This is a genomic window from Pseudomonas sp. GW821-FHT05H12 (assembly GCF_059419385.1).
In genome coordinates this window covers 1-19,708 of record NZ_JBWKRS010000004.1, presented here as the reverse complement: position 1 = coordinate 19,708, position 19,708 = coordinate 1, and the positions used below count along the sequence as shown (strand labels likewise).

Below are 19,708 nucleotides of genomic sequence, written 5' to 3'. Positions count from 1 at the left end.
GCGTACCTCCCAGTAGATGCCCCGATACTGCGCCCTACCCGCAGGCGTGAGAATCACCACGCCAGGCAATCCACTATTACGCCAGCTGAAATGCCGGATGCTCGCGCAACGCTGCCACGCAGTGGTCGACAAAGCTGCGCACGCGCATGGGGGCGTTACGGCCTTCGCGGTACACCACATTCACAGGCAGGGGTGGCAGCTCAAAGTCCGGCAAGACACGGCGTAACTGCCCACTCTGCAGGTGTTCGTGAACCGGATAGCTCAGGCAACGAATCAACCCCGCGCCATGCACGGCCGCGTTGATTGCGCCTTGCACCGTGGCACAGCCCAGGCGGGCGCGGGCCTTGAGTGAGTAGCCCTGGAAATCCCACTGCACCTGATCGGCACCGGCAATCAGCCGATGGCGCTTGAGGTCGTCTGGGCGTTGGGGCTCGCCGTGAGCCGCGAGGTAATCGGGGCTGGCGCAGAGGATAGGCCGCACCTGCCCCACCGGCCGGGCAATCAACGCCGAGTCGGGCAGCTCGCCGACGAGGATGGCCACGTCGAGCCCTTCTTCGTGCAGGTTCGGGTAATAGTCATGATAGTGAGCGACCAGGTTTACCTCGGGATAGCGATCCAGGTAACTGGCCAACACCGGCGCCATCACATAGCGGCTGAACAAAAACGGCAAGAACACCCGCAGGTTGCCCTGGGCCTGCACATGCAAGCCTTTGGCCGAGGCTTCGGCGGCGTCCACGGCGGCGAGCAGGCGCACGCAGTCGGCCAGGTAGGCACTGCCGGCGTCGGTGAGGCTCACGCCACGGGTGCTGCGCGCCAGCAACGGCACGCGCAATCGCGCCTCCAGGCGGGCCACCGCGCGTACCAGGGTCGGGCCGGACACCTGCGCGCAACGCGCCGCCGACGCCAGGCTCGGTTGCCCGGCCAGGGCGGCGAACAGCTGCATGTCGCGATAGCGCTCCATCAACTGCGCCGTTTCATCGCCGGGTTCAGGGCAGCGTCCTGGCCCAGGCGATGGCTGAGGAAATCGACAAAGGTGTTGATCTTGGCCGGCACGCGGCCGCTCTTCTGGAACACCACCTGGATCGGCAGCGGCGGCGGTTCGAAGGCTTCGAGCACCACTTCCAGCTCGCCCACCGCCACGGCGGCCGCCACCTGATAGGACAACACGCGGGTCATGCCCCAACCCAGTCGAGCCAGGTTGATCGCCGCGTTATTCGCCGTGACCACCAGGCGCGGCTCAATGGGCACCGTCAACGGCTGGCCCGCCTCGATAAATCCCCACTCGCTGACCAACTGGCTGGACGACGACGTGGCGATCTTGGCCTCACGCAGCTGCGACGGATGGCTGGGCCGTCCGTGCTGTTGCAGATACGCCGGCGAGGCGCACACCACCCGGCGCACTTCGCCCACCTTGACCGCCTGCTGCCCGGGCTCATGCAGATGGCCGATGCGCACCGCCACATCCACGCCCTCATCGGTCATGTTGACCACACGATCGACCAGCAAGGCGTTGATATTGACCAAGGGAAACCGGTCCAGGTAATCCCCCAGCACCGGCGCCACATACAGCTCGCCAAACAGCACCGGCGCGGTCACGGTCAGGTGGCCACAGGGGATGGAATAACTACCCGCCGCCGCTTCCTCGGCCTCATCGAGTTCCGCCAGGATGCGTCGGCAATCTTCCAGATAACGCTGGCCGGCTTCGGTGAGGTGCAGGCTGCGGGTGGTGCGCGCCAGCAGTTGAGTGCCGATGCGCTCTTCCATGGCGGCGATGGCGCGGGTCACGCTGGGCGGCGAGGTTTTCAGGCGACGCGCCGCCGCGGCAAAGCCCTCCTCCTCGGCCACCGCCAGGAACACCTGCATTTCGTGAAATCGGTCCATCGGCTCCCCTTATCAAACAACTCGCTATTGCGCCTGCAAACCTACCGCCGTGCGCGGCATGCCTACAAACCCAGGCAGCGCTTCGAGGCTGGCGAGCCAGGCGCGTACATGAGGGTAGTCGGCCAACGACACATTGCCTTCCGGCGCATGGGCCACGTAGGTGTAGAACGCGATATCGGCAATCGTGGGTTGCTCACTGGCCAGGAAGCGGCTCTGGCTCAGCTGTGCTTCCACCAGTGTCAGCAAGGCATGGGACCGGGCAATGGTGGCGACGGTGTCGACCTCGGCACCAAACACCGTGGCCAACCGCGCCGCCGCAGGCCCTGCGCTCAGTTGGCCCGCTGCCGCCGACAACCAGCGCTGAACCCGCGCTTGCCCCACCGCGTCGCTCGGCAGCCACTGGCCCTTGCCGTAGGTGTTTGCGAGGTACACCAGGATCGCGTTGGAGTCGGCCAGTACCACACCGTTGTCATCAATCGCCGGCACCTGGCCAAAACTGTTGATCGTGGCGATATAGTCCGGGGCTTTTTGCGCACCGACCTTGAGGTCCACCAGCACAAATTCGGTGGGCAGCCGCAGCAGGGACAACATCAGCTTGACCCGGTGGGAATGACCGGACAACGGGAAACCATAAAGCTTGATCATGGAAAGCTCCAAAAGCGTGGGTGATCGACGCCTCGCATCGTCTACCGCTGCCTCGGCCGTTGGAATCACCAGGATTTACAATCCAGCATTTCATCGGGCGAAACAATCACTCGCCAAACAATTCCACGATCAGGTTGAACACGGTGGTCTTCACCGCGCTGTCCAGCTCGGTCCAGGCCAGGCCGGTGCAAGCCTGGAACGCGCCCAGCTCCAAGGGCCGCGACACGCAATTGGCCGGCAGTGCCCGCGCCGCCTGCTGCGGCAGCACGCCCACGCCCAACCCGGCAGACACCAGCGCCAGCATGGTGGTGAACTCGCCCAACTCGGAGGCGATCGCCAGGGGCAGGCCCACCGCCTGGATGAATTCGTCGTAAAAGCCCGGCGCATAGCGGCGCGCCAGGATGTACACCGGCACCTGGAACAGATCGGCGGGATGCAGGCAGGCCTTGGACGCCAGCGGGTGGTCCACCGGCAACGCCACGCAGAAGTGCTCGTGCAGCACCGCGCGGGTCTGCACGCCGGGGTGGCTGGCGGGCAGGCGCATCAAGCCAAAGTCCAGCAGGCCGTTCTTCAGCGCAGCCGCCTGGTCCGGCCCGGGCATGTCCTTGAGTTCCAGCTCGATGCGCGGGTAGCGCTGGTGCACGGCGCGGATCAATTCGGGCAACAGTTGCGGCAGCACTGACGACACAAAGCCCAAACGCACCCGGCCGATTTCGCCACGGTTGGACGCCCGTGCCGCATCCGCCGCACGCGCCGCCTGGTGCAAGGTGGCCTGGGCCTCGGGCAGAAACGCCCGGCCCGCATCGGTCAGGGTTACCGAATGGCGGTTGCGGTCCAGCAGGCGCACGCCCAGGCCACTCTCCAGCAATTTGATTTGCATGCTCAACGCCGGTTGCACGATCGACAGCTGCGCCGCCGCCCGGCCGAAATGCAGTTCCTGGGCCAGCACCACAAAGGCGCGCAAGTGCTTGAGCTCCATCAATTCAGCCTGCTTATCACAAACATTGATCACCCGATCACAAATGAAAATTGGACGCTCGCCTGCGCCTGCGGTGAAGTAACACCCTGTCATACACGATATGACAGGGCCTGGCCTATAACAATGAGAACAAGGAGGCACCATGCTCGGCATGGCTAACGACACTTATCTGCTGCTCGATGCGCTGGTCACGATTATCGGATTGATATTGTTGATCACCCATCTCAAGGTCCACCCCTTTGTCGCCCTGACCGTGGCCGCAGGCTTCCTCGGCCTGACTTCCGGCATGCCGGTGGACAAGGTCATGAAGTCGTTCCAGGACGGTTTTGGCGGTGTACTGGGCTTCGTCGGCATCATCCTCGGCCTGGGCACCATGCTCGGCAAGTTGATGGCCGACTCCGGCGGTGCCGACCAGATCGCCCGCACCCTGATCCGCGCCTTCGGCAAACAGCGTGTGCACTGGGCGATGATGTTTTCGGCATTCCTGGTGGGCATTCCGCTGTTTTTCGAAATCGGCTTTGTGCTGCTGATCCCCTTGGTGTTCATCGTGGCGCGGCGCACCGGGCTGTCGCTGATCAAGGTCGGCATGCCGCTGCTCGCCGGCCTGTCGGTGGTGCACGGGCTGGTGCCGCCGCACCCGGGGCCGTTGCTGGCCATCGGCATCTTCGGCGCCGATATCGGCAAGACAATTTTCTACGGGCTGGTCGTCGGGCTGCCCACGGCGGTGATTGCCGGGCCGTTGTTTGGCAACCTGATTTCGCGCTATGTGCCGGGCAAGGCCTCGGATGAACTGATGGAGCAATTGGCCAAGGAGTCCTCGGGTGACAACCTGCCGGGCTTCGGGATTACCGTCATCACCATCCTGCTGCCCGTGGTGCTGATGTTGCTCAAGACCTTCGCCGACGTGGCCTTCGCCGCCGACGCCACCTTCCGGGTGTGGATGGATTTTATCGGCCACCCCATCACCGCCCTGCTCGCGGCCTTGTTGCTGGCGTTCTATACCTTTGGGGCGGCGCGCGGGTTCTCGCGGGAGCAACTGAGCAAATTGCTGGATTCGAGCCTGGCCCCCACCGCCGCGATTGTGCTGATCGTCGGCGCCGGTGGCGGCTTCAAGCAGATGCTGGTGGCCAGCGGCGTCGGTGATGTGATCGGGCATATGGCGGTGCGTGCCGAGATTTCGCCGATCCTGCTGGCGTGGCTGGTGGCGGCAGTGATACGCGTGGCGACCGGCTCGGCAACGGTCGCGACCATCACCGGCGCGGGCATTGTTGCACCGGTCATCGGCCTGATGCCGGGGGTGAACCGCGAGCTGCTGGTGCTCGCCACGGGCGCCGGTTCCCTGGTGCTGTCCCACGTCAACGACGCCGGTTTCTGGCTGGTCAAGCAGTACTTCAACATGACCGTCGTCGAGACTTTCAAGACCTGGACGCTGATGGAGACCGTGCTCTCCTTCGCCGCCCTGGGGTTCATCATGCTGCTGTCGTTGGTGGTGTGAAGCGTTAGGAGAGGTAACCCATGAGAAGCGTTTTAGACAATTTCCGCCTCGATGGCCGGCTCGCGCTGGTCACCGGTTCCAGCGCCGGGATCGGCCTGGCGATTGCCCGTGGCCTGGCCCAGGCCGGCGCGCAGGTGGTGCTCAACGGGCGCAACCGCAGCACCTTGCGCGACGCGGCGGCCCTGCTCGCTGCCGAAGGCCTGCCGGTACACACCCAGGCATTCGACGTGACCGACAGCGCGGCAATCCAGGCCGCCGTGGCCGACATCGAAGAACGCCTGGGCCCGCTGGAGATCCTGGTGAACAACGCCGGCATGCAACGCCGTGGCCCGCTGGAAGATTACAGCGAGCAGCACTGGCGCGAGCTGATCAGCACCAACCTCGACAGTGCGTTCCTGGTGGGCCAGGCGGTGGCACGGGCGATGATCCCGCGCAAACGCGGGCGCATCATCAACATCTGCTCGGTGCAAAGCGAACTGGGCCGCCCGGGCATCGCGCCGTATGCCGCGAGCAAGGGTGCGCTGAAAATGCTCACCAAGGGCATGGCCATCGACTGGGGCCCGCACGGCTTGACGGTCAACGGTATCGGCCCGGGCTACTTCAAGACCGAACTCAATGCCAACCTGGTGGCCAACCCCGAGTTCAGCGACTGGCTGGTGCAACGCACCCCGAGCCGGCGCTGGGGCGATGTCGAGGAGCTGGCGGGCGCAGCGGTGTTTCTTGCCAGCGATGCGGCGAGCTTCGTTAACGGTCATATTCTGTACGTCGACGGTGGCATCACCGCGTCGCTGTAATCCTGGAGAACCTTATGCACGCCATTGTCTGCCACGCCTCGAAAGACCTGCGGGTCGATCCTCAGGATGAACCGCAAGCCCTCGCCCCCGACCAACTGCGCGTGCGCATTGCCCGGGGCGGCATCTGCGGCTCGGACCTGCATTACTACCAGCACGGCGGTTTCGGCACTGTGCGCCTACGCGAGCCGATGGTGCTCGGCCATGAAGTGTCGGCGGTGATCGACGCGGTGGGCCGTGACGCCGGCGCGTTCAAGGTCGGCCAGCGTATTGCGGTGTCGCCTTCGCGCCCTTGCGGCGGCTGCCGTTATTGTCACCAAGGCTTGCCCAACCATTGCCTGAACATGCGCTTCTACGGCAGCGCGATGCCCTACCCGCATATCCAGGGTGCGTTTCGCCAGAGCCTGGTGATAGAGACCCATCAGGCCCACGTGCTGGCCGATGAAGTCAGCCTCGCCGAAGGGGCATTGGCCGAGCCGTTGTCGGTGGGCTTGCACGCGATCCAGCGCGCTGGCGCGGTGTTCGGCAAGCGGGTGCTGGTGACTGGCTGCGGGCCCATCGGCAACCTGCTGATCGGCAGCCTGCGCGCGGCCGGCGCCGGTGAGATCGTTGCCGTGGACCTGTCCGCCAGCGCCCTCGCCTGCGCCGAAAAAATGGGCGCCACGCGCACCCACAACCTGGCCGATGGCGCCGACGCACTTAAGCGCTATACCGCAGAGAAGGGTTACTTCGACGTGATGTTCGAGGTATCCGGCAGCGCCCAGGCCCTGCGCAACGGCCTGGAATGCATCGCCCCGCGTGGCGTGCTGGTCACCGTCGGCCTCGGCGGCGATGTGTCGCTGCCGCTCAACCTGCTGGTGAGCCGCGAGATCGACCTGCGTGGCACCTTCCGCTTCCACCCGGAATTCGCCCAGGCCGTGGATTTGCTCAACCGCCGCATCATCGACGTACGCCCGGTGATCTCCCACACCGTGCCGTTCGGCGATGCCGTGCAGGCGTTCGAGCTGGCAGCGGACAAGACCCAGGCGATGAAAGTGGTGCTGGACTTCGGCGTGCCGGACTAGCCCAGCGGGCCTGGCTTGTGTAGGAGCTGGCTTGCCAGCGATCGCGGTAGTTCAGCCAACACAGATGCCACCCGGTAGACCGCCATCGCCGGCAAGCCGGCTCCTACAGGTTTACCGTCCCCTGTGGGACCTGGCCCCTACAGGGCTCAGCGTTCTTGCAGGCGGTCGCGCAAAAAGCGGTGGCTGGTGGAGAACAACCGGCGGTAGGTGAGCAGCACCGCACCCACCGTGCCCAACGCCGACGAGGCGGCGATCAGGAACATGATCACGATCTGATAACGCACCGCGTCCACCGGGCTTTCCCCGGCCAGCACCTGGCCGGTCATCATGCCCGGCAGGCTGACGATGCCCACCACGGTCATCTGGTTCAGCGTTGGGATCATCCCGGCACGCACGGCCTGGCGGATGGCTTCCTGGGCGGCCTCCCAGCGTGAACCACCCAAGGCCAGGATCATCTCGATGGTGTTGCGCCCCGAGGTGAGTTCCTGGGTCATGCGCTCTATGCCCAGGGACACACCGGTCAGGGTATTGCCCAAAATCATGCCAAGAATCGGGATTGCGTACTGCGGCTCATACCACGGGTGAATGCGGATCACCGCAAACAGCCCCACCGCCGTGACCAGCCACGAGCTGCCCCACACCGACACAATGCTGTCGACCCGCTGGCCCTTGTACGTGCGCCGCCCCCGGCCCGCCGCCGAGACACCGGCAATCAAGGTCATCGCGCACATCAACGGCAGCACCACATACCAATAGGCAAACTCGAACACCCAGCCCAACAGGTAACCAATCGCCAGCAGTTGCACCACGGTGCGCACTGCCGCCCATAGCAACTGGCGCTCCAGGCCCAATCGCAGCAGCAGCGACAGCGCGCCGTTAATCAGGATCAGCGAGGCAGCAATGCCCATGTCCAGCGCGGTGAGGTTGTGATAGTTCATGGCTGCACCGCCGTGCCCAGCACGCCGGCACTCATCTGCAAATGGATGTCGCTCATGCGCCGGGCCTGGTCCAGGTCGTGGGAGACCCAAATACAGGCGCGAGAGCGGTCTGCGGCAAACCAGGCATCGATCAGCGCTTCTACCTCACGGGACGACGCAGGGTCGAGGGCCGCGGTGGGTTCGTCGAGCAACAGCACTTCAGGATTGAGTTGCAGGGTGCGGATCAGCGAGACCACCTGGGACTCACCGCCCGACAGGTCGGCGGCACGCTTGACCAGGAAGTCCGGCGCCTTGCCGGCGTGCTCCAGCAAGGTGGTGACCGTGGCCAGGTTGAAACTGCGGTTGCGCGAGGTCTTGAGGCTGAAAGGGAAACGCAGGTTGTCTTCCACCGTGCCCTCCAGCAGCGCCGGGCGCTGGGACAGGTAGCTGATGTGGCACCGGTAATGGGGAATCTGCGCGTTGCTGATCGGCTGGCCGTTCCACAGGATCTGCCCGGAGCTGGGCGCATCCAGCAAGGCCAGTGCGCGCAGGAACACACTTTTACCAGAGCCGGACGCGCCGGTGATCGACACGCGGTCGGCGGCGTTCAAGGTGAAATGGGTCGGCTGCAACAATGCCACGCCTCGGCGTTCATCCAGGCGCGTAAGGGCGCGGGTTTCCAGCAATGCATTCATAGACTCACTTGGGCTCCTGTTTGAAACGCTCATGCTTGGCATGGCCGATGCGCTGGGCGTGATAAATGCCAGTGTGCCCGGAGACCAGGTAACTGGCGATGCAGGCGATGGCGGCCAAGGGCGCGATGTCCGGGCCGAACAGTTCCATGGCCATCACGATAGTCGCCAGCGGCGTGTTCGCCGCACCGGCAAACACCGCCACAAAACCGATGCCCGCGAGCATCGCAAAGGGCAGGTGCAGCAACGGTGCCAAGGCATTGCCCAGGGTAGCGCCGATATAGAACAACGGTGTGACCTCCCCGCCCTTGAAACCGCTGCCCAGGGAACCCACGGTGAACACCAGCTTGCCCAGCCAATCCCACGGCGCCATCGGCACATTGAAGGATTGCACGATACTCGGAATACCCAGGCCGATGTAGGCGTAGGCGTCCAGGGCCCACACCGCCACGGCGATGACCACGCCGCCGAGCAACGGCCGCAGCGGCCCGTAGGGAATCATGCGCTTGACCCACGCACCCAGACGGTGGGCCGCGGTGGCAAACAGCATCCCCACTAACCCAAACACCACGCCCGCCGCAGCCACCGCCAACACACTCCACAGTGACACCGGCACCACTTCGCCAATGGGGTAATGGGTGTGCACCACGCCCCAGGCCAGGCCGACCTGGTCGGCCACGATGGCAGCGACGACACAGGGGAACAGCGCGTCATAGCGCATGCGCCCGATGGCCAGCACCTCCAGGCCGAACAAGGCCCCCGCCAGCGGTGTGCCGAAGACCGACGCAAAGCCGGCACTGATGCCCGCCATCAACACGATGCGCCGATCTTCACGCCGCAGGCGGAACACCCGGGTCAGCTGGTCTGCCAGCGCCCCGCCCATCTGTACGGCGGTGCCTTCACGGCCGACCGAGGCACCAAACAGGTGAGAGACCAGCGTGCCGCCCAGCACCAGCGGCACCATGCGCAACGGCACTACTTTTTTGGGATCGTGGATTTCGTCGATCAACAGGTTATTGCCCGCATCCACCGGCTTGCCCACCCAGTGGTAGATCAGCCCCACCGCAAACCCCGCCAGGGGCAACAGCCAGATGATCCAGCGATGGGCGTCGCGCCACGCGGTGGCGTTGTCCAGCGAGAACAGGAACAGCGCCGACGCACTGCCGGCGAGCACGGCCACCAGGCTGGCGAGCAGCAACCATTTGATCAGGTACGGGATAAGGTCGAGTTGTTCAGGGCGCTTGATCGGGAACATGGAATCAGCCACAAAAAACCAAAGGGGCCGGATCAACGAGGGAGTTTATGCGCGAACGCCTACAGCCCTGAGTTGACCAGGTGTCTGTAGGCATCATCAGCTGCGGAACGCAGCGGTTGGGTCAAGGAGGAATGCCATCTCCAGGCGACCGATCATAGAGAGGCGCGACGCAGATGTAAAATGATGTTTCAGGAAGGCCCGCAGAGAAGATCCGCCCGCCTCCCTCCCGGCCCCGCACAGTATGCTGTCGCGCTATCCGCCGTTCACCCTCGCTCATCCAGGAGCATTTCAACGTGACACTCATCGTGCGTCCAGAACGCAGCCAAGACATCGACCTCATCAGCCAACTCACTGAAGCCGCCTTCGAACACGAAGAGCACTCCAGTCACACCGAGCAATTCATCGTCACGGCACTGAGAAAGGCTGGCCAACTGACCGTCTCCCTGGTAGCGACGAGCGACGAACAGGTGGTTGGCCATGTTGCGGTTTCACCCGTCAGTATTTCTGGCGGTGCAACGGGCTGGTACGGGCTGGGGCCGATTTCGGTCTGGCCGGATCGACAGGGCCAAGGCATTGGCTCGACGCTGATGCAGAAGGCACTGGCCGAATTGCAACGCCTCGGTGCTGCGGGCTGCGTGGTGCTCGGTGACCCGGGCTATTACGGTCGTTTCGCGTTCAAGGCCAGCCCTGGCCTTGAGTTGCCCGGCGTACCTGCACAGTACTTCCAGGCGCTGTCGTTCAACGGTGAGGTGCCGCGCGGGGTGGTCAGCTACCACCCGGCGTTTGAGGCCACTGAATAAAGCGATCCGTGGCCCCAAAAAACCACTCAGCGACGTGCGCTGACCGCCGAGCCATCGTTGGACACGATCACTTCCACGCGACGGTTCAACTGACGCGACTGCGCACTGAGGTTATCGGCCACCGGGAACTGCTTGCCGTAGCCGATGACGGCCATGCGTTCGATCCCCACGCCGAGCCGTTGCAGGCTACGCGCAACGGCCTGGGCGCGGCGCTCGGACAAGCTTTGGTTGAAAGCATCGCCGCCGGTGCTGTCGGTGAAACCTTCTACGCGAACCTGGCGCTCCGGGTTTTGCAAAAGGAAATCCGCCAGTGCCTGAAAGTCGCGCTGGCTGCCCGGCTTCAAGTCGGCCCTGCCGGTATCGAACAGCACATCACCAAAGGTGACCACCTGGCCGCGCTCGGTGGGCTGGGCCTTCATTGCCTGCAACGCCTTGAGCTGAGCGGTGCGCACGTCGAGCTGCACCTGGGTGCGGTCAACTGCGATATTGTCGAGCTGGGCATCGGTTTGCCGGCTGATGATGGTTTGCTCGGCCACCGCGATTCTCTGGGTCGCCAGGTACGCCAGCTGGTCGATCTTCGGGTCGGTACGGCTGTGCAGGGACAGTTGGTTGGCGCGGTCCAGCGCGTTGGACGCAATGCGGGTTTCAACCGCCGCCAGGGTGTTGGACGCAGGGTTCTGCTGCAGGGTGGAGAACTGGCTGCGCGCTTGCAGCAGTTGCGGGTTTTCCGGTGGGGTGGCGCACCCGACCAGGGTCAGGGTCAGGGCCGACAGGACAGGTATGACGAGAGTGGCACGCATGGGAGGCTCCTCAGTGAGTGGTCGCGGGGGCGTTGAGCATTTCCTGCTTGAGCACCTGGATGCCCTCGCGCGCCTGGTTCAAGACCTGTTGTTTACGCACGGCAGTGGCCTTGGCTTCGGCCAGGTTGGCGTCAACCTCGATCTGCTCGGCCAAGCTGTCGACCAGGACGTAATTCTTTTCGCCGATGGCTTGCTCCATGCGGGCCAGCTTGTCCTGTGCCGTTTTCATCTCAAGCGGTGCGAATTGGGTGGCTTGCGCCGCCAGGGCACGACCGACCGAATCACGGGCCAGGGTGGTTTTTTGCTCGGATGGCGGGGTCGCGGCACAGCCTGCCAGCACACCCGCGACGATCACGGCCCAGGCCGAGCGGCGCAGGCGTTTGCTCACACAGGTCATTTTCATGGTTTGACTCCTAGGCATTTGCGGGCCTGATGCCCTCTCGCTTGGGGTCAAGCGAGGGGGCCATCCTAGGAGGTAAAGGTCGGGCAGGAATGATGAAATCTCCGGCCACCATGTAGGAATTTTCCCAGCAAAAACAAAGCCCTGTAGTGAGCGGGCTTGCCCCGCGCCGCGGTGTGTCAGATAAGCTTGAGCTGCCTGACACACCGCTGTGGTGTGTCAGATAAATTTTAGGTGGCTGACACGCCGCCGCGCGGGGCAAGCCCGCTCACTACAAGTCGGGGTGTGAAATAAAGGGGCGGTGTGGGGTGGTTCAGGAGGTTCTGGCGGCGATGGCTTCGACTTCGACCAAGGCCCCCGGCAACGGCAATGCCACCACTTGCAACGCGGTGCGCGCCGGTTTGTTTGGTTGCTCTGGTGTGCCAAAGAACTGCGTATAGCCGACCTGCAACCCGGCAAAGTCCAGCTTGCCGCCGGTTTCTTCAGCGCCCACCAGGAACACGCGCAATTGCACGATATCGCCGAGGTCCAGGTCTTGCTGGCGCAGGATCTTGCGCAGTTTGTTGAACACCGACACCGTCTGCACTTCGGTGTTGCCATAGGCTGCCGGGGTGCCGGCCGGGGCGTTGGCGTCATGCAGGTCGGGCAAGGTGCCGCTGACGAAGATCAGGCTGGCAGAGGCCGGGACGGTGACGGTTTGCGAGATCGGGAAGTCGCCGACGCTGGTACGTTGAATGCTGTCGCTCATGATGAAGCTCCTTAGGAGGCGGCAAGGGCCGCGATCTGTCGTTGTTGAGTCACGCGTTCGGCCAGTTGCCCGACCACATGGCGCGCCGAGTTGGCCGCCGATTCCTGCCAGATACCCACACCGCTTTGCACCAGCCCGTCACCGGCGAAGTACACGCGGCCAAAGCCGGCTTCGAGCAACGCGCTGGCGTCGGCCGGGAAGTGCTCGCGTTGCAGCCACGGGCCTTCGCTGTAGGGGATCTGCTCCCACGACACGGCCAGCGGGTTGCGCAAGTGTTTGGAATAGCCAGGGTGCAGCAGCTCCACTGCCTCCTTGGACGTGGCGTACTGCTTCTCGAACGGTTGCGCGCCAAACACATCGGCGCCCTCGCCGGTCACGTAGCCCGCCACCAGCAACCCTTCACGGGTATTGAGGTCGTTGCTCGGGTACCACAACAGGCGCGCCGGGTGTTCGATCCAGGACAGGCCGCCGTAGGTGCGGTAGTCGGTTTCCCAGAAGCGCGGCGACTGCCACGCGACCTTGGTCGCCTGGTCGCTGCGGGTGCTGAGCAGCGCGGCCTTGATCGGGTCGCTGAAGTCGGTGTCGAGCCTGGCCAGCAAGGGCAGCGGCAAGGTCGAGATCAGGTAATCGGCGCGCACCACCTGTTCGCGGCCGCTGTGTTTGTCGTGATAGGTCACGGCCACACCATCCTCCAGCTGACGGATCTGGCGCACCTGGGCGCCGAGCTGCACGTGGTCGCGCACCCGTTGGTAGAACGCATCGGTGATGCGGTCCATGCCGCCGACCGGTTGGAACATGGTGGCGGAAAACTCCGGGAACTCGGTGTGCAGCAACGCCCCCCACAGCTCCGGGTGCAGCAGTTGATCCAGCGCCAACGGGCGGCGAGTGGCGGGCAGCGCACCGGGATGTGCCGGCGATTCCAAATGCCCAGAGCGCAGCGTGCCCTCAAAGGCCAGCTCCTGTGACAGGTCGCCATACACCTGCAGGAACGCCAGCAACCGCGTGCGCTCCTCGTGACTCAACACATCATCCAGCGCGTCACGCTGCACCGCCTTGGCCAGCAAGCCAGACACGTGCCCGCGCGCATCGTTGATCGCCTGGCCCACGCTGAACGCCGGCTTGCTCACATCCGGCCGCACCTGGGCGCCATGGCTGCTGTTGACCAGCACTTCCAGCGGCACCCCCAGCTCGCTGCAATAGTCGAGAATCGTGCGGTGTTGGCTGGGGATCCTGGCCGGGCCTGCGTTGAAGTAATGCCCTGGGTCGAAAGTGGCGGTCTGGGTGCGACCGTCCTTGTAGTCCACGCGGTCGCCGTGGCGGATTGTCCAGGTGCGGCCGCCGGCCCGATCACGTGCCTCCAGCACCTGCACGTCGAACCCGGCGCGGGTGAGTTCCAGGGCCGTGACCAGCCCGGCAATCCCGGCGCCCAGTACCAGCACGCGGGTGCCCTGCCCCAGGCCTTCCTTGAGTTTCAGCGGCTGCGGACGGCGGTGCGAAGACGGCCCCAGGCCCAATGCCGCCAATGCATCCTTGACCGCCTTGTCGCCACCTACCGCAGCGATACTCGACAGCGCTTCACGTCGTGTCAGTCCCATGCTCGATGCTCCTTAATCCGGCAAGCCCGGTGGGTTGATCAGCGACGTGTCGACGCGCTCGATATCCAGGCCCCAGCGTTGCAGCACCTGCTCGTATTGGCCGCCGGCAATCGCGCCTTCCAGGGCGGTGTGGATCGGCTTGACCAGGCCGTTGTCCTTGCGCGTGGTCACCGCGATATCGGCTTTCAACGGCCAGCCACCGTTGACGGTGCCGACGAGCTTGATACCGCCGGTGATGGCCGCCGAGTAGGCGTACACCGAGTTGGGCCCGAACAGTGCGTCGCTGCGCCCGGACTGCACCGCCAGTTGCGCGGCGGCCTGGTCGTCGAAGTACTGCAACAGGGCCGGCTTGATGCCCGCCTTTTCATTGGCCTCGTTCCAGGCCAGCAGGACCTTTTCCTGATTGGTGCCAGAACCGACGATGATCTTCAGCCCGGCGATGTCGGAAGCCTGCTTGATCTCGCTGATTTTGCTGGTGCTCTTCACATAGAACCCGAGCACGTCCTGTCGATACGTGGCGAAGTCGAAGCGCTTCTTGCGCGCCTCGGTCACCGTGACGTTGCTGATCACCGCGTCGTATTTACCCGAGCTGACGCCCAGGGGCCAGTCTTCCCAGCTGGTCTGTACCACGTTGAGTTGCAGGCCCAAGCTGTCGGCGACCAGCTGCGCAGTGTCGGCCTCGCTGCCGATGGTGGTCTTGTCGTCATTGGCCAGCAGCGCCAGGGGCGGCCCTGCCACGCCGGACACGGCCACGGTGAACTTGCCCGGCTGGGCGAACTTGAAGCCCGGCGGAATCTGCGCGATGGCGGCTTCGTTGCGCGGCACGTGGATACGCGGGCGGTCGGGGCTGAGGTCGACCTGTTGCACGGCCAACGCGGTTTGCGCCGCACTGACGGCAAGCGCCAGCAAGGCCACACGAGCGGTATGGATGAACATGGGCAGTCACTCCTTGAACTAAAGCACCTTGCCGAGAAAGGCGACGGTGCGGGGATGTCGGGGTTGGCGGAAGATCTGTTCGGGCGGGCCTTCTTCGATCAACTGGCCGTCGCAGAGGAACACCACGTGGTCGGCCACCTCGCGGGCAAAACCGATTTCGTGGGTGACGATCACCAGGGTCACGCCCAGCTGGGTCAGGCCCTTGATCACGTCGAGCACCTCGCCGACCAATTCCGGGTCGAGGGCCGAGGTGGGTTCATCAAACAGCAGCACCTTGGGGTCCAGTGCCAAGGCTCGTGCAATCGCAACACGCTGCTGCTGTCCACCGGAAAGCTGCCGGGGATAAGCATCAATTTTGTCGGCCAGGCCGACCTTGGCCAGCAATTCGGACGCCTTGGCCCGCGCCTCGGAATTGCGCCAGCGCTTGTGGGCCAGGGGCGCTTCGGCGATGTTTTCCCAGGCGGTGAGGTGCGGGAACAGGTTGAAGTTCTGGAACACGAAGCCCACGTCGATGCGCCGCTTGAGGATCTCGCGTTCTTTCAATTCGTACAGCAGGTCACCCTTGCGGCGGTAGCCGACGTATTCACCGTCAATGGTGATGTGGCCGCTGTCGATCTTCTCCAGGTGGTTGATGGTGCGCAGCAAGGTGGACTTGCCCGAGCCCGACGGCCCGAGAATCACCGTGACCTTGCCCGGGTCGATGGTCAGGTCGATGTCCTGCAACACCTGCTGGTTGCCAAAGCGCTTGCCCACGCCCTGGATCTGAATGCGCCCGGCGCGTGCTTCAGCCATGGGTCTTCTCCTTGAGCCAGCCACGGATGCGCTGCAACGGCGTCGGTGGCAGTACCCGTGCCGTGCCGCGTGCAAAGTAGCGTTCGACGTAGTACTGGGCGCTGGTCAGCACGGTGGTGATGATCAGGTACCACACCGTCGCCACGATCAGCAGCGGGATCACCGCCTGGGTGCGGTTGTAGATGACCTGCACGGTGTAGAACAGCTCCGGCAGGGCCAGCACGTAGACGATGGAGGTGCCCTTGACCAGACCGATGATCTCGTTGAAACCCGACGGCAAAATCGAGCGCAGCGCCTGGGGCAGGATGATCCGGAAGATCCGTCGCGACGCCGGTAAACCGAGGGCCGCCGCCGCTTCATGCTGGCCGGCATCCACGCCGATCAGGCCGCCACGGATGATCTCTGCCGCGTAGGCCGCCTGCATCAGGCTCAGGCCGAGCACGGCCACGGTGAACTGGCTGAGCACATCCACCGTCGACCACTCGGCGAACACCACGGACGTGAACGGCACGCCCAGCACGATGTGGTCATACAGGTAGGCAAAGTTGTAGAGGATGATCAGCACCAGCAACGCCGGCATCGAGCGGAAGAACCAGATGTAGCCCCAGGCCAGCGCCGCCAGCAGCGGCGAGCCCGACAACCGCGCCAGCGCTAACGCCGTGCCGAGGATCACGCTGAACACCGTGCTCAGCAGGGTCAGCAACAGGGTCTGGCCAAGGCCGCGCAACACCGACGGCGAGAAGAACCACTGGCCGAACACGCCCCACTCCCAACGCGGGTTGGTGGCCAGGGAATGCACGATGGCCAGCAGCACCAGCGCAGCGAAGATCGACCCCGCCCAGCGCCACGGGTGCCGCGCTGGCACCACTTGCAGGGCCTTGATGGGCGTGGCGACACGCGCCTGGCGAACCGGACGCACGTCTTCGATCAGGTCATAGGTTTTGGCGACAATGGGCATGTTTGTTCCTCCGCCTTAGAAGGCATAGGTCAAGCGGGTGTAGTAGTACCCACCGGTAAAACCGTAGGGCGAATAGGTGCCGTAGCTGGCGAGCATGGTGCTGCTCGGCACGCCTTGTTTCTTGGGGTACAGGTCGAACAGGTTCTTGGCGCCGATGGCGATGTTCAGGTCTTTGGTGAGGTTGTAGCCAAGGTCGAGATCGGTGATCCAGCGGGCGTTGTAGACCCGGTCCAGGTCGCGATTGGCCGAGACGTTGACCTCTTTGTAGGCGCCATAACGGGTCAGGGCCAGGTTGAGGTTGAAGCGGTCGATGCTCCAGTCGCCCCCCAGGATCAGCTTGGTTTTTGGTTGCACGTCGGTGATCAGGCCCCGGGCCTGACGGTCCATCAGGTCATACGAGGTGCCCAGGATCGTCGTGGACTCCTTGTAATTGAGGATCTTGGTCTGGTTCCAGTTGAACGCCGCCGTCCACTTCAGCGAGCCGAACGCGCCGAGGTCCTGGTTGTAGTTGCTGACCAGGTCCAGGCCTTTGGTTCGGGTGTCTGCGCCATTGATGAAGTACTGGCCGCCGGAGGTGGAATTGATGCCGTTGTTCTGCAGCACCTGGGTGACTTCCGGGCCGAGCAAGGTGCCGGTGAGGGTGATGCGGTCACGCAGGTTGATCACGTAGGCGTCGGCGGTGAAGTTCAGGCGGTCGGTGGGCGTGAGGGTGAAACCCAGGCTGAAGTTGGTGGAGCGCTCGGGCTTGAGGTCCTGGGCGCCCAGGGCCTTGGCCGCCGCCGAACCCACCGGCAACACGCCGTAGTTGATCGACTGGTACACCCCGTCCACCACACCGTAGGTGGTGGAGCGCGCACTGAACAGGCTGTTGGCCAGTGACGGCGCGCGGAAGCCGTTGCTCACCGTGGCACGCACGGCGAACTGCGGCGTGAAATCGTAGCGCGTGGTCAGCTTGCCGCTGCGGGTGGCGCCTACGCCTTCGTTGTAGTGCTCATACCGAAAGGCGGTACCGACGTACCAATCCGGCAGCGGGTTGAAGCCCACGTCGACATAACTGGCAAGGCTGTTGCGCGAGGCGCTGCTTTCTTCATCCGGCGAAATGCCGTTGGTGACCTGGGCGCCAGACGATGCGCAATTGCCCGGCGCCACGCAGTAGCCGCCGTTGGCATAGGACGCATAGTCACCGGCCTGCACCTCATAGGTGTCACGTCGATGCTCGAAGCCATAGGACAGGTCGAGGGGCTTTTGCAGACCGATGTCGAAGCCGCGCTTGAAGTCCAGGTTGGTGGTCAGCTCGGTGGAGATCCAGGTGCCGGAAGTAAAACTGTTCGGCGTGGCCTCGCCCAGCGACGGGTTCTGGTTGTGAGTGGTGCCCTGCTCTGCCGCGTTGCGCCCGTAGGTGGTGGACAAGTCCCAGGCCCACTCGCCGACGGTGCCTTTGCCGCCGAACGCCGCCTGGAAGTCGTCTTCATCGATGTACCAGGTGGGCGTGTACCCCGACGGGTAGCCGTTCGGCCCGGTGGTGATGGTGTTGGTGATGGTCGGCAGGCGGAAGTTCTGCCCCTGCTCGGCCTTGCGCCGTGAATAGGTGGTGAAGGAGTACAGGCTCAGGCTGTCATCGATCGGCAATTCGGCGTTGTAACCCAGGGTAAGCAAGTTGGTCTTGGGCGTGCCGTAGCCGCCATAGGTCGCCTTGCCCGCCAGGCCATACGCCTGCTCGTAGGTGTAGCCGTTGGCGCTGGCCTTGTTGTCGTCGTTCTGACTGCGTGCATCCAGGGCCAGTTGCACGATGCCGCCGTTGCCGATTTCGAAGCCCTTGTTGAGGCTCTGTTGCACGGTCTGCTTCTTGCCATCGTAACCCTGGCCGACGTTGGTCACCGAGGTGCCGCTGGTGTCGGCCTTGAGGATCACGTTGATTACCCCGGCGATCGCATCGGAACCGTATTGGGCAGCGGCGCCATCGCGCAGCACTTCCACGTGGTCGATGGCGCTGATGGGGATCAGGTCCAGGTCAGCCGGTGCGGCGCCGGTGTTGATGCCGTTGATATTGAGGGTGGCGCTGGTGTGGCGGCGCTTGCCGTTAACCAGCACCAGCACTTCGGCGGCACTCAGGCCGCGCAGGTTGGGTGCGCGGGCGATGCCGCTGGCGTCCCAACCGGTTTTTTCCGGCAGGGTCAGCGAGGGGATCACAGCGCTGAGGGCTTCCATCAGGCCGGGCTTGCCGGTGCTCTGTAGTTGTTTGGCGCTGACCACGTCGATCGGCACGGGGCTGCTGGTGACGGTGCGTTGTTCGGCGCCTCGGTTGCCGGTGACCACCACGGTGGAGAGGGTGCTGTCGTCCTGGGCCTGTGCTGGGTTGGCCAGCAGGGCCAGGGCGAATACGGCGGTGGGTTGTAGGGCTCGCTTCATATCCATTCCTGCAGGTTCAAATCGCGAAGTCGGGCAGGCACGCGGTCGTGCGCGGTGCTCGGCGTTTTTGGGGGTGTTGCGGCGATTTGGGGCTAGGTGTGGGGCGAGTGCGGGGTTTGGATCGACAACATACGTTGAACTCCCTTCCAACGATTCTGCTGCGGGGTGGTTAGCCGGTTATGGGCGCAGAATCCGAATCACGATGGGTACCATCCGAGGTCAGGGGTAGGCTGTTGAGTTCAAACATAACGGAATGGGTTTTGAAAATATAATGCTATTTGGGCATAAGCTAATATTCTTGAATTTCATTATTGTTTGTTAGATTTATTCTTATAAGTAATGTTTTTTTGGGTGGGGTACATATCCGTTTCTGCGGTAACGGCGGCTATGGGTTCCGCCCTTACGGCGGGTCACTGTGGAAAAGCCCCAAAGTAACCAAAGGACTCTTGCCCCAACACTCGGCACCTCGCTCACGCTCGGTGTGCCCGTAATCCGACAGGTATTTGGGGGGCCGCCGCCACGCGCCATCCATGGCGCGGGGCGGCTAAACC

General features: G+C 63.9%; 19 protein-coding genes and 1 riboswitch. Of the genes, 4 read left to right on the top strand and 15 right to left on the bottom strand.

From position 1 onward, the window contains the following. Positions 1 to 76: 76 nt before the first annotated feature. From AC07SU_RS04655 to AC07SU_RS04640, 4 genes are all read right to left on the bottom strand, one after another. Positions 77 to 961: a LysR family transcriptional regulator gene (locus tag AC07SU_RS04655; RefSeq protein WP_494996335.1), complete on the bottom strand. Its 885-nt coding sequence runs from the start codon at positions 959 to 961 to the stop codon at positions 77 to 79. Beyond that, on the bottom strand, positions 961 to 1,881 hold the full coding sequence (locus AC07SU_RS04650) for a LysR family transcriptional regulator (protein ID WP_494996334.1): 921 nt from the start codon (positions 1,879 to 1,881) through the stop codon (positions 961 to 963). The genes AC07SU_RS04655 and AC07SU_RS04650 overlap by 1 nt, the downstream gene beginning before the upstream one ends. Positions 1,882 to 1,905: 24 nt before the next feature. Then, on the bottom strand, positions 1,906 to 2,526 hold the full coding sequence (locus AC07SU_RS04645) for a glutathione S-transferase family protein (protein WP_494996333.1): 621 nt from the start codon (positions 2,524 to 2,526) through the stop codon (positions 1,906 to 1,908). Between the two features lie 106 nt (positions 2,527 to 2,632). Continuing rightward, a complete protein-coding gene (locus AC07SU_RS04640; protein ID WP_494996332.1) occupies positions 2,633 to 3,505 on the bottom strand; it encodes a LysR family transcriptional regulator in 873 nt (290 codons plus the stop codon). Between the two features lie 142 nt (positions 3,506 to 3,647). On the opposite strand from AC07SU_RS04640, the gene AC07SU_RS04635 reads away from it, so the two are divergent. From AC07SU_RS04635 to AC07SU_RS04625, 3 genes are read left to right on the top strand one after another with little or no spacing between them, the layout of a single operon-like run. Further along, the gene (locus AC07SU_RS04635; RefSeq protein ID WP_494996331.1) at positions 3,648 to 5,000 is read left to right on the top strand and encodes a GntP family permease; all 1,353 of its coding nucleotides are present in this window, start codon (positions 3,648 to 3,650) and stop codon (positions 4,998 to 5,000) included. Positions 5,001 to 5,020: 20 nt separating this feature from the next. After that, positions 5,021 to 5,794 carry a glucose 1-dehydrogenase gene (locus tag AC07SU_RS04630; protein WP_494996330.1) on the top strand — a complete coding sequence of 258 codons (774 nt, stop codon included), beginning with the start codon at positions 5,021 to 5,023 and terminating at the stop codon, positions 5,792 to 5,794. A 14-nt stretch (positions 5,795 to 5,808) separates the two neighbouring features. Next, the gene (locus AC07SU_RS04625) at positions 5,809 to 6,855 is read left to right on the top strand and encodes an L-idonate 5-dehydrogenase (protein ID WP_494996329.1); all 1,047 of its coding nucleotides are present in this window, start codon (positions 5,809 to 5,811) and stop codon (positions 6,853 to 6,855) included. A 146-nt stretch (positions 6,856 to 7,001) separates the two neighbouring features. Here AC07SU_RS04625 and AC07SU_RS04620 read toward each other — a convergent pair whose 3' ends face one another. Genes AC07SU_RS04620 through AC07SU_RS04610 form a run of 3 tightly spaced genes read right to left on the bottom strand, consistent with a single transcriptional unit; the run spans position 7,002 to position 9,719 of the window. Continuing rightward, on the bottom strand, positions 7,002 to 7,793 hold the full coding sequence (locus AC07SU_RS04620) for an ABC transporter permease (RefSeq protein ID WP_176999127.1): 792 nt from the start codon (positions 7,791 to 7,793) through the stop codon (positions 7,002 to 7,004). Beyond that, complete coding sequence (locus AC07SU_RS04615; protein WP_176999126.1) at positions 7,790 to 8,467, bottom strand: ABC transporter ATP-binding protein; 678 nt, start codon at positions 8,465 to 8,467, stop codon at positions 7,790 to 7,792. The genes AC07SU_RS04620 and AC07SU_RS04615 overlap by 4 nt, the downstream gene beginning before the upstream one ends. 4 nt (positions 8,468 to 8,471) lie before the next feature. Continuing rightward, positions 8,472 to 9,719, bottom strand: a complete 1,248-nt coding sequence (locus AC07SU_RS04610) for a voltage-gated chloride channel family protein (protein WP_494996328.1) — start codon at positions 9,717 to 9,719, stop codon at positions 8,472 to 8,474. 80 nt (positions 9,720 to 9,799) lie between these two features. Next, positions 9,800 to 9,870: riboswitch (Fluoride riboswitch) on the bottom strand. A 142-nt stretch (positions 9,871 to 10,012) separates the two neighbouring features. On the opposite strand from AC07SU_RS04610, the gene AC07SU_RS04605 reads away from it, so the two are divergent. Next, positions 10,013 to 10,519 (top strand): GNAT family N-acetyltransferase, encoded by a 507-nt coding sequence (locus AC07SU_RS04605; protein WP_494996327.1) that lies wholly within the window; start codon positions 10,013 to 10,015, stop codon positions 10,517 to 10,519. A 26-nt stretch (positions 10,520 to 10,545) separates the two neighbouring features. On the opposite strand, the gene AC07SU_RS04600 is transcribed toward AC07SU_RS04605, so the two are convergent. The 8 genes from AC07SU_RS04600 to AC07SU_RS04565 all read right to left on the bottom strand — a co-directional run bounded on the left by AC07SU_RS04600 (position 10,546) and on the right by AC07SU_RS04565 (position 19,157). Beyond that, positions 10,546 to 11,319 (bottom strand): OmpA family protein, encoded by a 774-nt coding sequence (locus tag AC07SU_RS04600; RefSeq protein WP_494996326.1) that lies wholly within the window; start codon positions 11,317 to 11,319, stop codon positions 10,546 to 10,548. A 10-nt stretch (positions 11,320 to 11,329) separates the two neighbouring features. Beyond that, positions 11,330 to 11,722, bottom strand: coding sequence for a DUF4398 domain-containing protein (locus AC07SU_RS04595; RefSeq protein ID WP_494996325.1), 393 nt, complete (start codon positions 11,720 to 11,722; stop codon positions 11,330 to 11,332). A gap of 310 nt (positions 11,723 to 12,032) precedes the next feature. Beyond that, positions 12,033 to 12,467 carry a RidA family protein gene (locus AC07SU_RS04590; RefSeq protein WP_494996324.1) on the bottom strand — a complete coding sequence of 145 codons (435 nt, stop codon included), beginning with the start codon at positions 12,465 to 12,467 and terminating at the stop codon, positions 12,033 to 12,035. 11 nt (positions 12,468 to 12,478) lie between these two features. After that, a complete protein-coding gene (locus tag AC07SU_RS04585) occupies positions 12,479 to 14,062 on the bottom strand; it encodes a flavin monoamine oxidase family protein (protein ID WP_494996323.1) in 1,584 nt (527 codons plus the stop codon). Between the two features lie 12 nt (positions 14,063 to 14,074). Continuing rightward, positions 14,075 to 14,998 carry an ABC transporter substrate-binding protein gene (locus AC07SU_RS04580; protein WP_176999119.1) on the bottom strand — a complete coding sequence of 308 codons (924 nt, stop codon included), beginning with the start codon at positions 14,996 to 14,998 and terminating at the stop codon, positions 14,075 to 14,077. Positions 14,999 to 15,016: 18 nt separating this feature from the next. Then, on the bottom strand, positions 15,017 to 15,790 hold the full coding sequence (locus tag AC07SU_RS04575) for an amino acid ABC transporter ATP-binding protein (RefSeq protein ID WP_494996322.1): 774 nt from the start codon (positions 15,788 to 15,790) through the stop codon (positions 15,017 to 15,019). Continuing rightward, positions 15,783 to 16,748, bottom strand: coding sequence for an amino acid ABC transporter permease (locus tag AC07SU_RS04570; protein ID WP_494996321.1), 966 nt, complete (start codon positions 16,746 to 16,748; stop codon positions 15,783 to 15,785). Before AC07SU_RS04570 ends, AC07SU_RS04575 begins: the two co-directional genes overlap by 8 nt. A 15-nt stretch (positions 16,749 to 16,763) precedes the next feature. Further along, positions 16,764 to 19,157, bottom strand: a complete 2,394-nt coding sequence (locus AC07SU_RS04565) for a TonB-dependent receptor plug domain-containing protein (RefSeq protein ID WP_176999116.1) — start codon at positions 19,155 to 19,157, stop codon at positions 16,764 to 16,766. Between the last annotated feature and the right edge of the window lie 551 nt (positions 19,158 to 19,708).

Coding starts and splice junctions, on each gene's coding strand:
- AC07SU_RS04630 (WP_494996330.1), top strand. CDS start 5,021: ATGAGAAGCGTTTTAGACAATTTCCGCCTCGATGGCCGGCTCGCGCTG.
- AC07SU_RS04610 (WP_494996328.1), bottom strand. CDS start 9,719: ATGTTCCCGATCAAGCGCCCTGAACAACTCGACCTTATCCCGTACCTG.
- AC07SU_RS04615 (WP_176999126.1), bottom strand. CDS start 8,467: ATGAATGCATTGCTGGAAACCCGCGCCCTTACGCGCCTGGATGAACGC.
- AC07SU_RS04655 (WP_494996335.1), bottom strand. CDS start 961: ATGGAGCGCTATCGCGACATGCAGCTGTTCGCCGCCCTGGCCGGGCAA.
- AC07SU_RS04640 (WP_494996332.1), bottom strand. CDS start 3,505: ATGGAGCTCAAGCACTTGCGCGCCTTTGTGGTGCTGGCCCAGGAACTG.
- AC07SU_RS04600 (WP_494996326.1), bottom strand. CDS start 11,319: ATGCGTGCCACTCTCGTCATACCTGTCCTGTCGGCCCTGACCCTGACC.
- AC07SU_RS04625 (WP_494996329.1), top strand. CDS start 5,809: ATGCACGCCATTGTCTGCCACGCCTCGAAAGACCTGCGGGTCGATCCT.
- AC07SU_RS04635 (WP_494996331.1), top strand. CDS start 3,648: ATGCTCGGCATGGCTAACGACACTTATCTGCTGCTCGATGCGCTGGTC.
- AC07SU_RS04650 (WP_494996334.1), bottom strand. CDS start 1,881: ATGGACCGATTTCACGAAATGCAGGTGTTCCTGGCGGTGGCCGAGGAG.
- AC07SU_RS04595 (WP_494996325.1), bottom strand. CDS start 11,722: ATGAAAATGACCTGTGTGAGCAAACGCCTGCGCCGCTCGGCCTGGGCC.
- AC07SU_RS04565 (WP_176999116.1), bottom strand. CDS start 19,157: ATGAAGCGAGCCCTACAACCCACCGCCGTATTCGCCCTGGCCCTGCTG.
- AC07SU_RS04575 (WP_494996322.1), bottom strand. CDS start 15,790: ATGGCTGAAGCACGCGCCGGGCGCATTCAGATCCAGGGCGTGGGCAAG.
- AC07SU_RS04585 (WP_494996323.1), bottom strand. CDS start 14,062: ATGGGACTGACACGACGTGAAGCGCTGTCGAGTATCGCTGCGGTAGGT.
- AC07SU_RS04590 (WP_494996324.1), bottom strand. CDS start 12,467: ATGAGCGACAGCATTCAACGTACCAGCGTCGGCGACTTCCCGATCTCG.
- AC07SU_RS04580 (WP_176999119.1), bottom strand. CDS start 14,998: ATGTTCATCCATACCGCTCGTGTGGCCTTGCTGGCGCTTGCCGTCAGT.
- AC07SU_RS04570 (WP_494996321.1), bottom strand. CDS start 16,748: ATGCCCATTGTCGCCAAAACCTATGACCTGATCGAAGACGTGCGTCCG.
- AC07SU_RS04645 (WP_494996333.1), bottom strand. CDS start 2,526: ATGATCAAGCTTTATGGTTTCCCGTTGTCCGGTCATTCCCACCGGGTC.
- AC07SU_RS04620 (WP_176999127.1), bottom strand. CDS start 7,793: ATGAACTATCACAACCTCACCGCGCTGGACATGGGCATTGCTGCCTCG.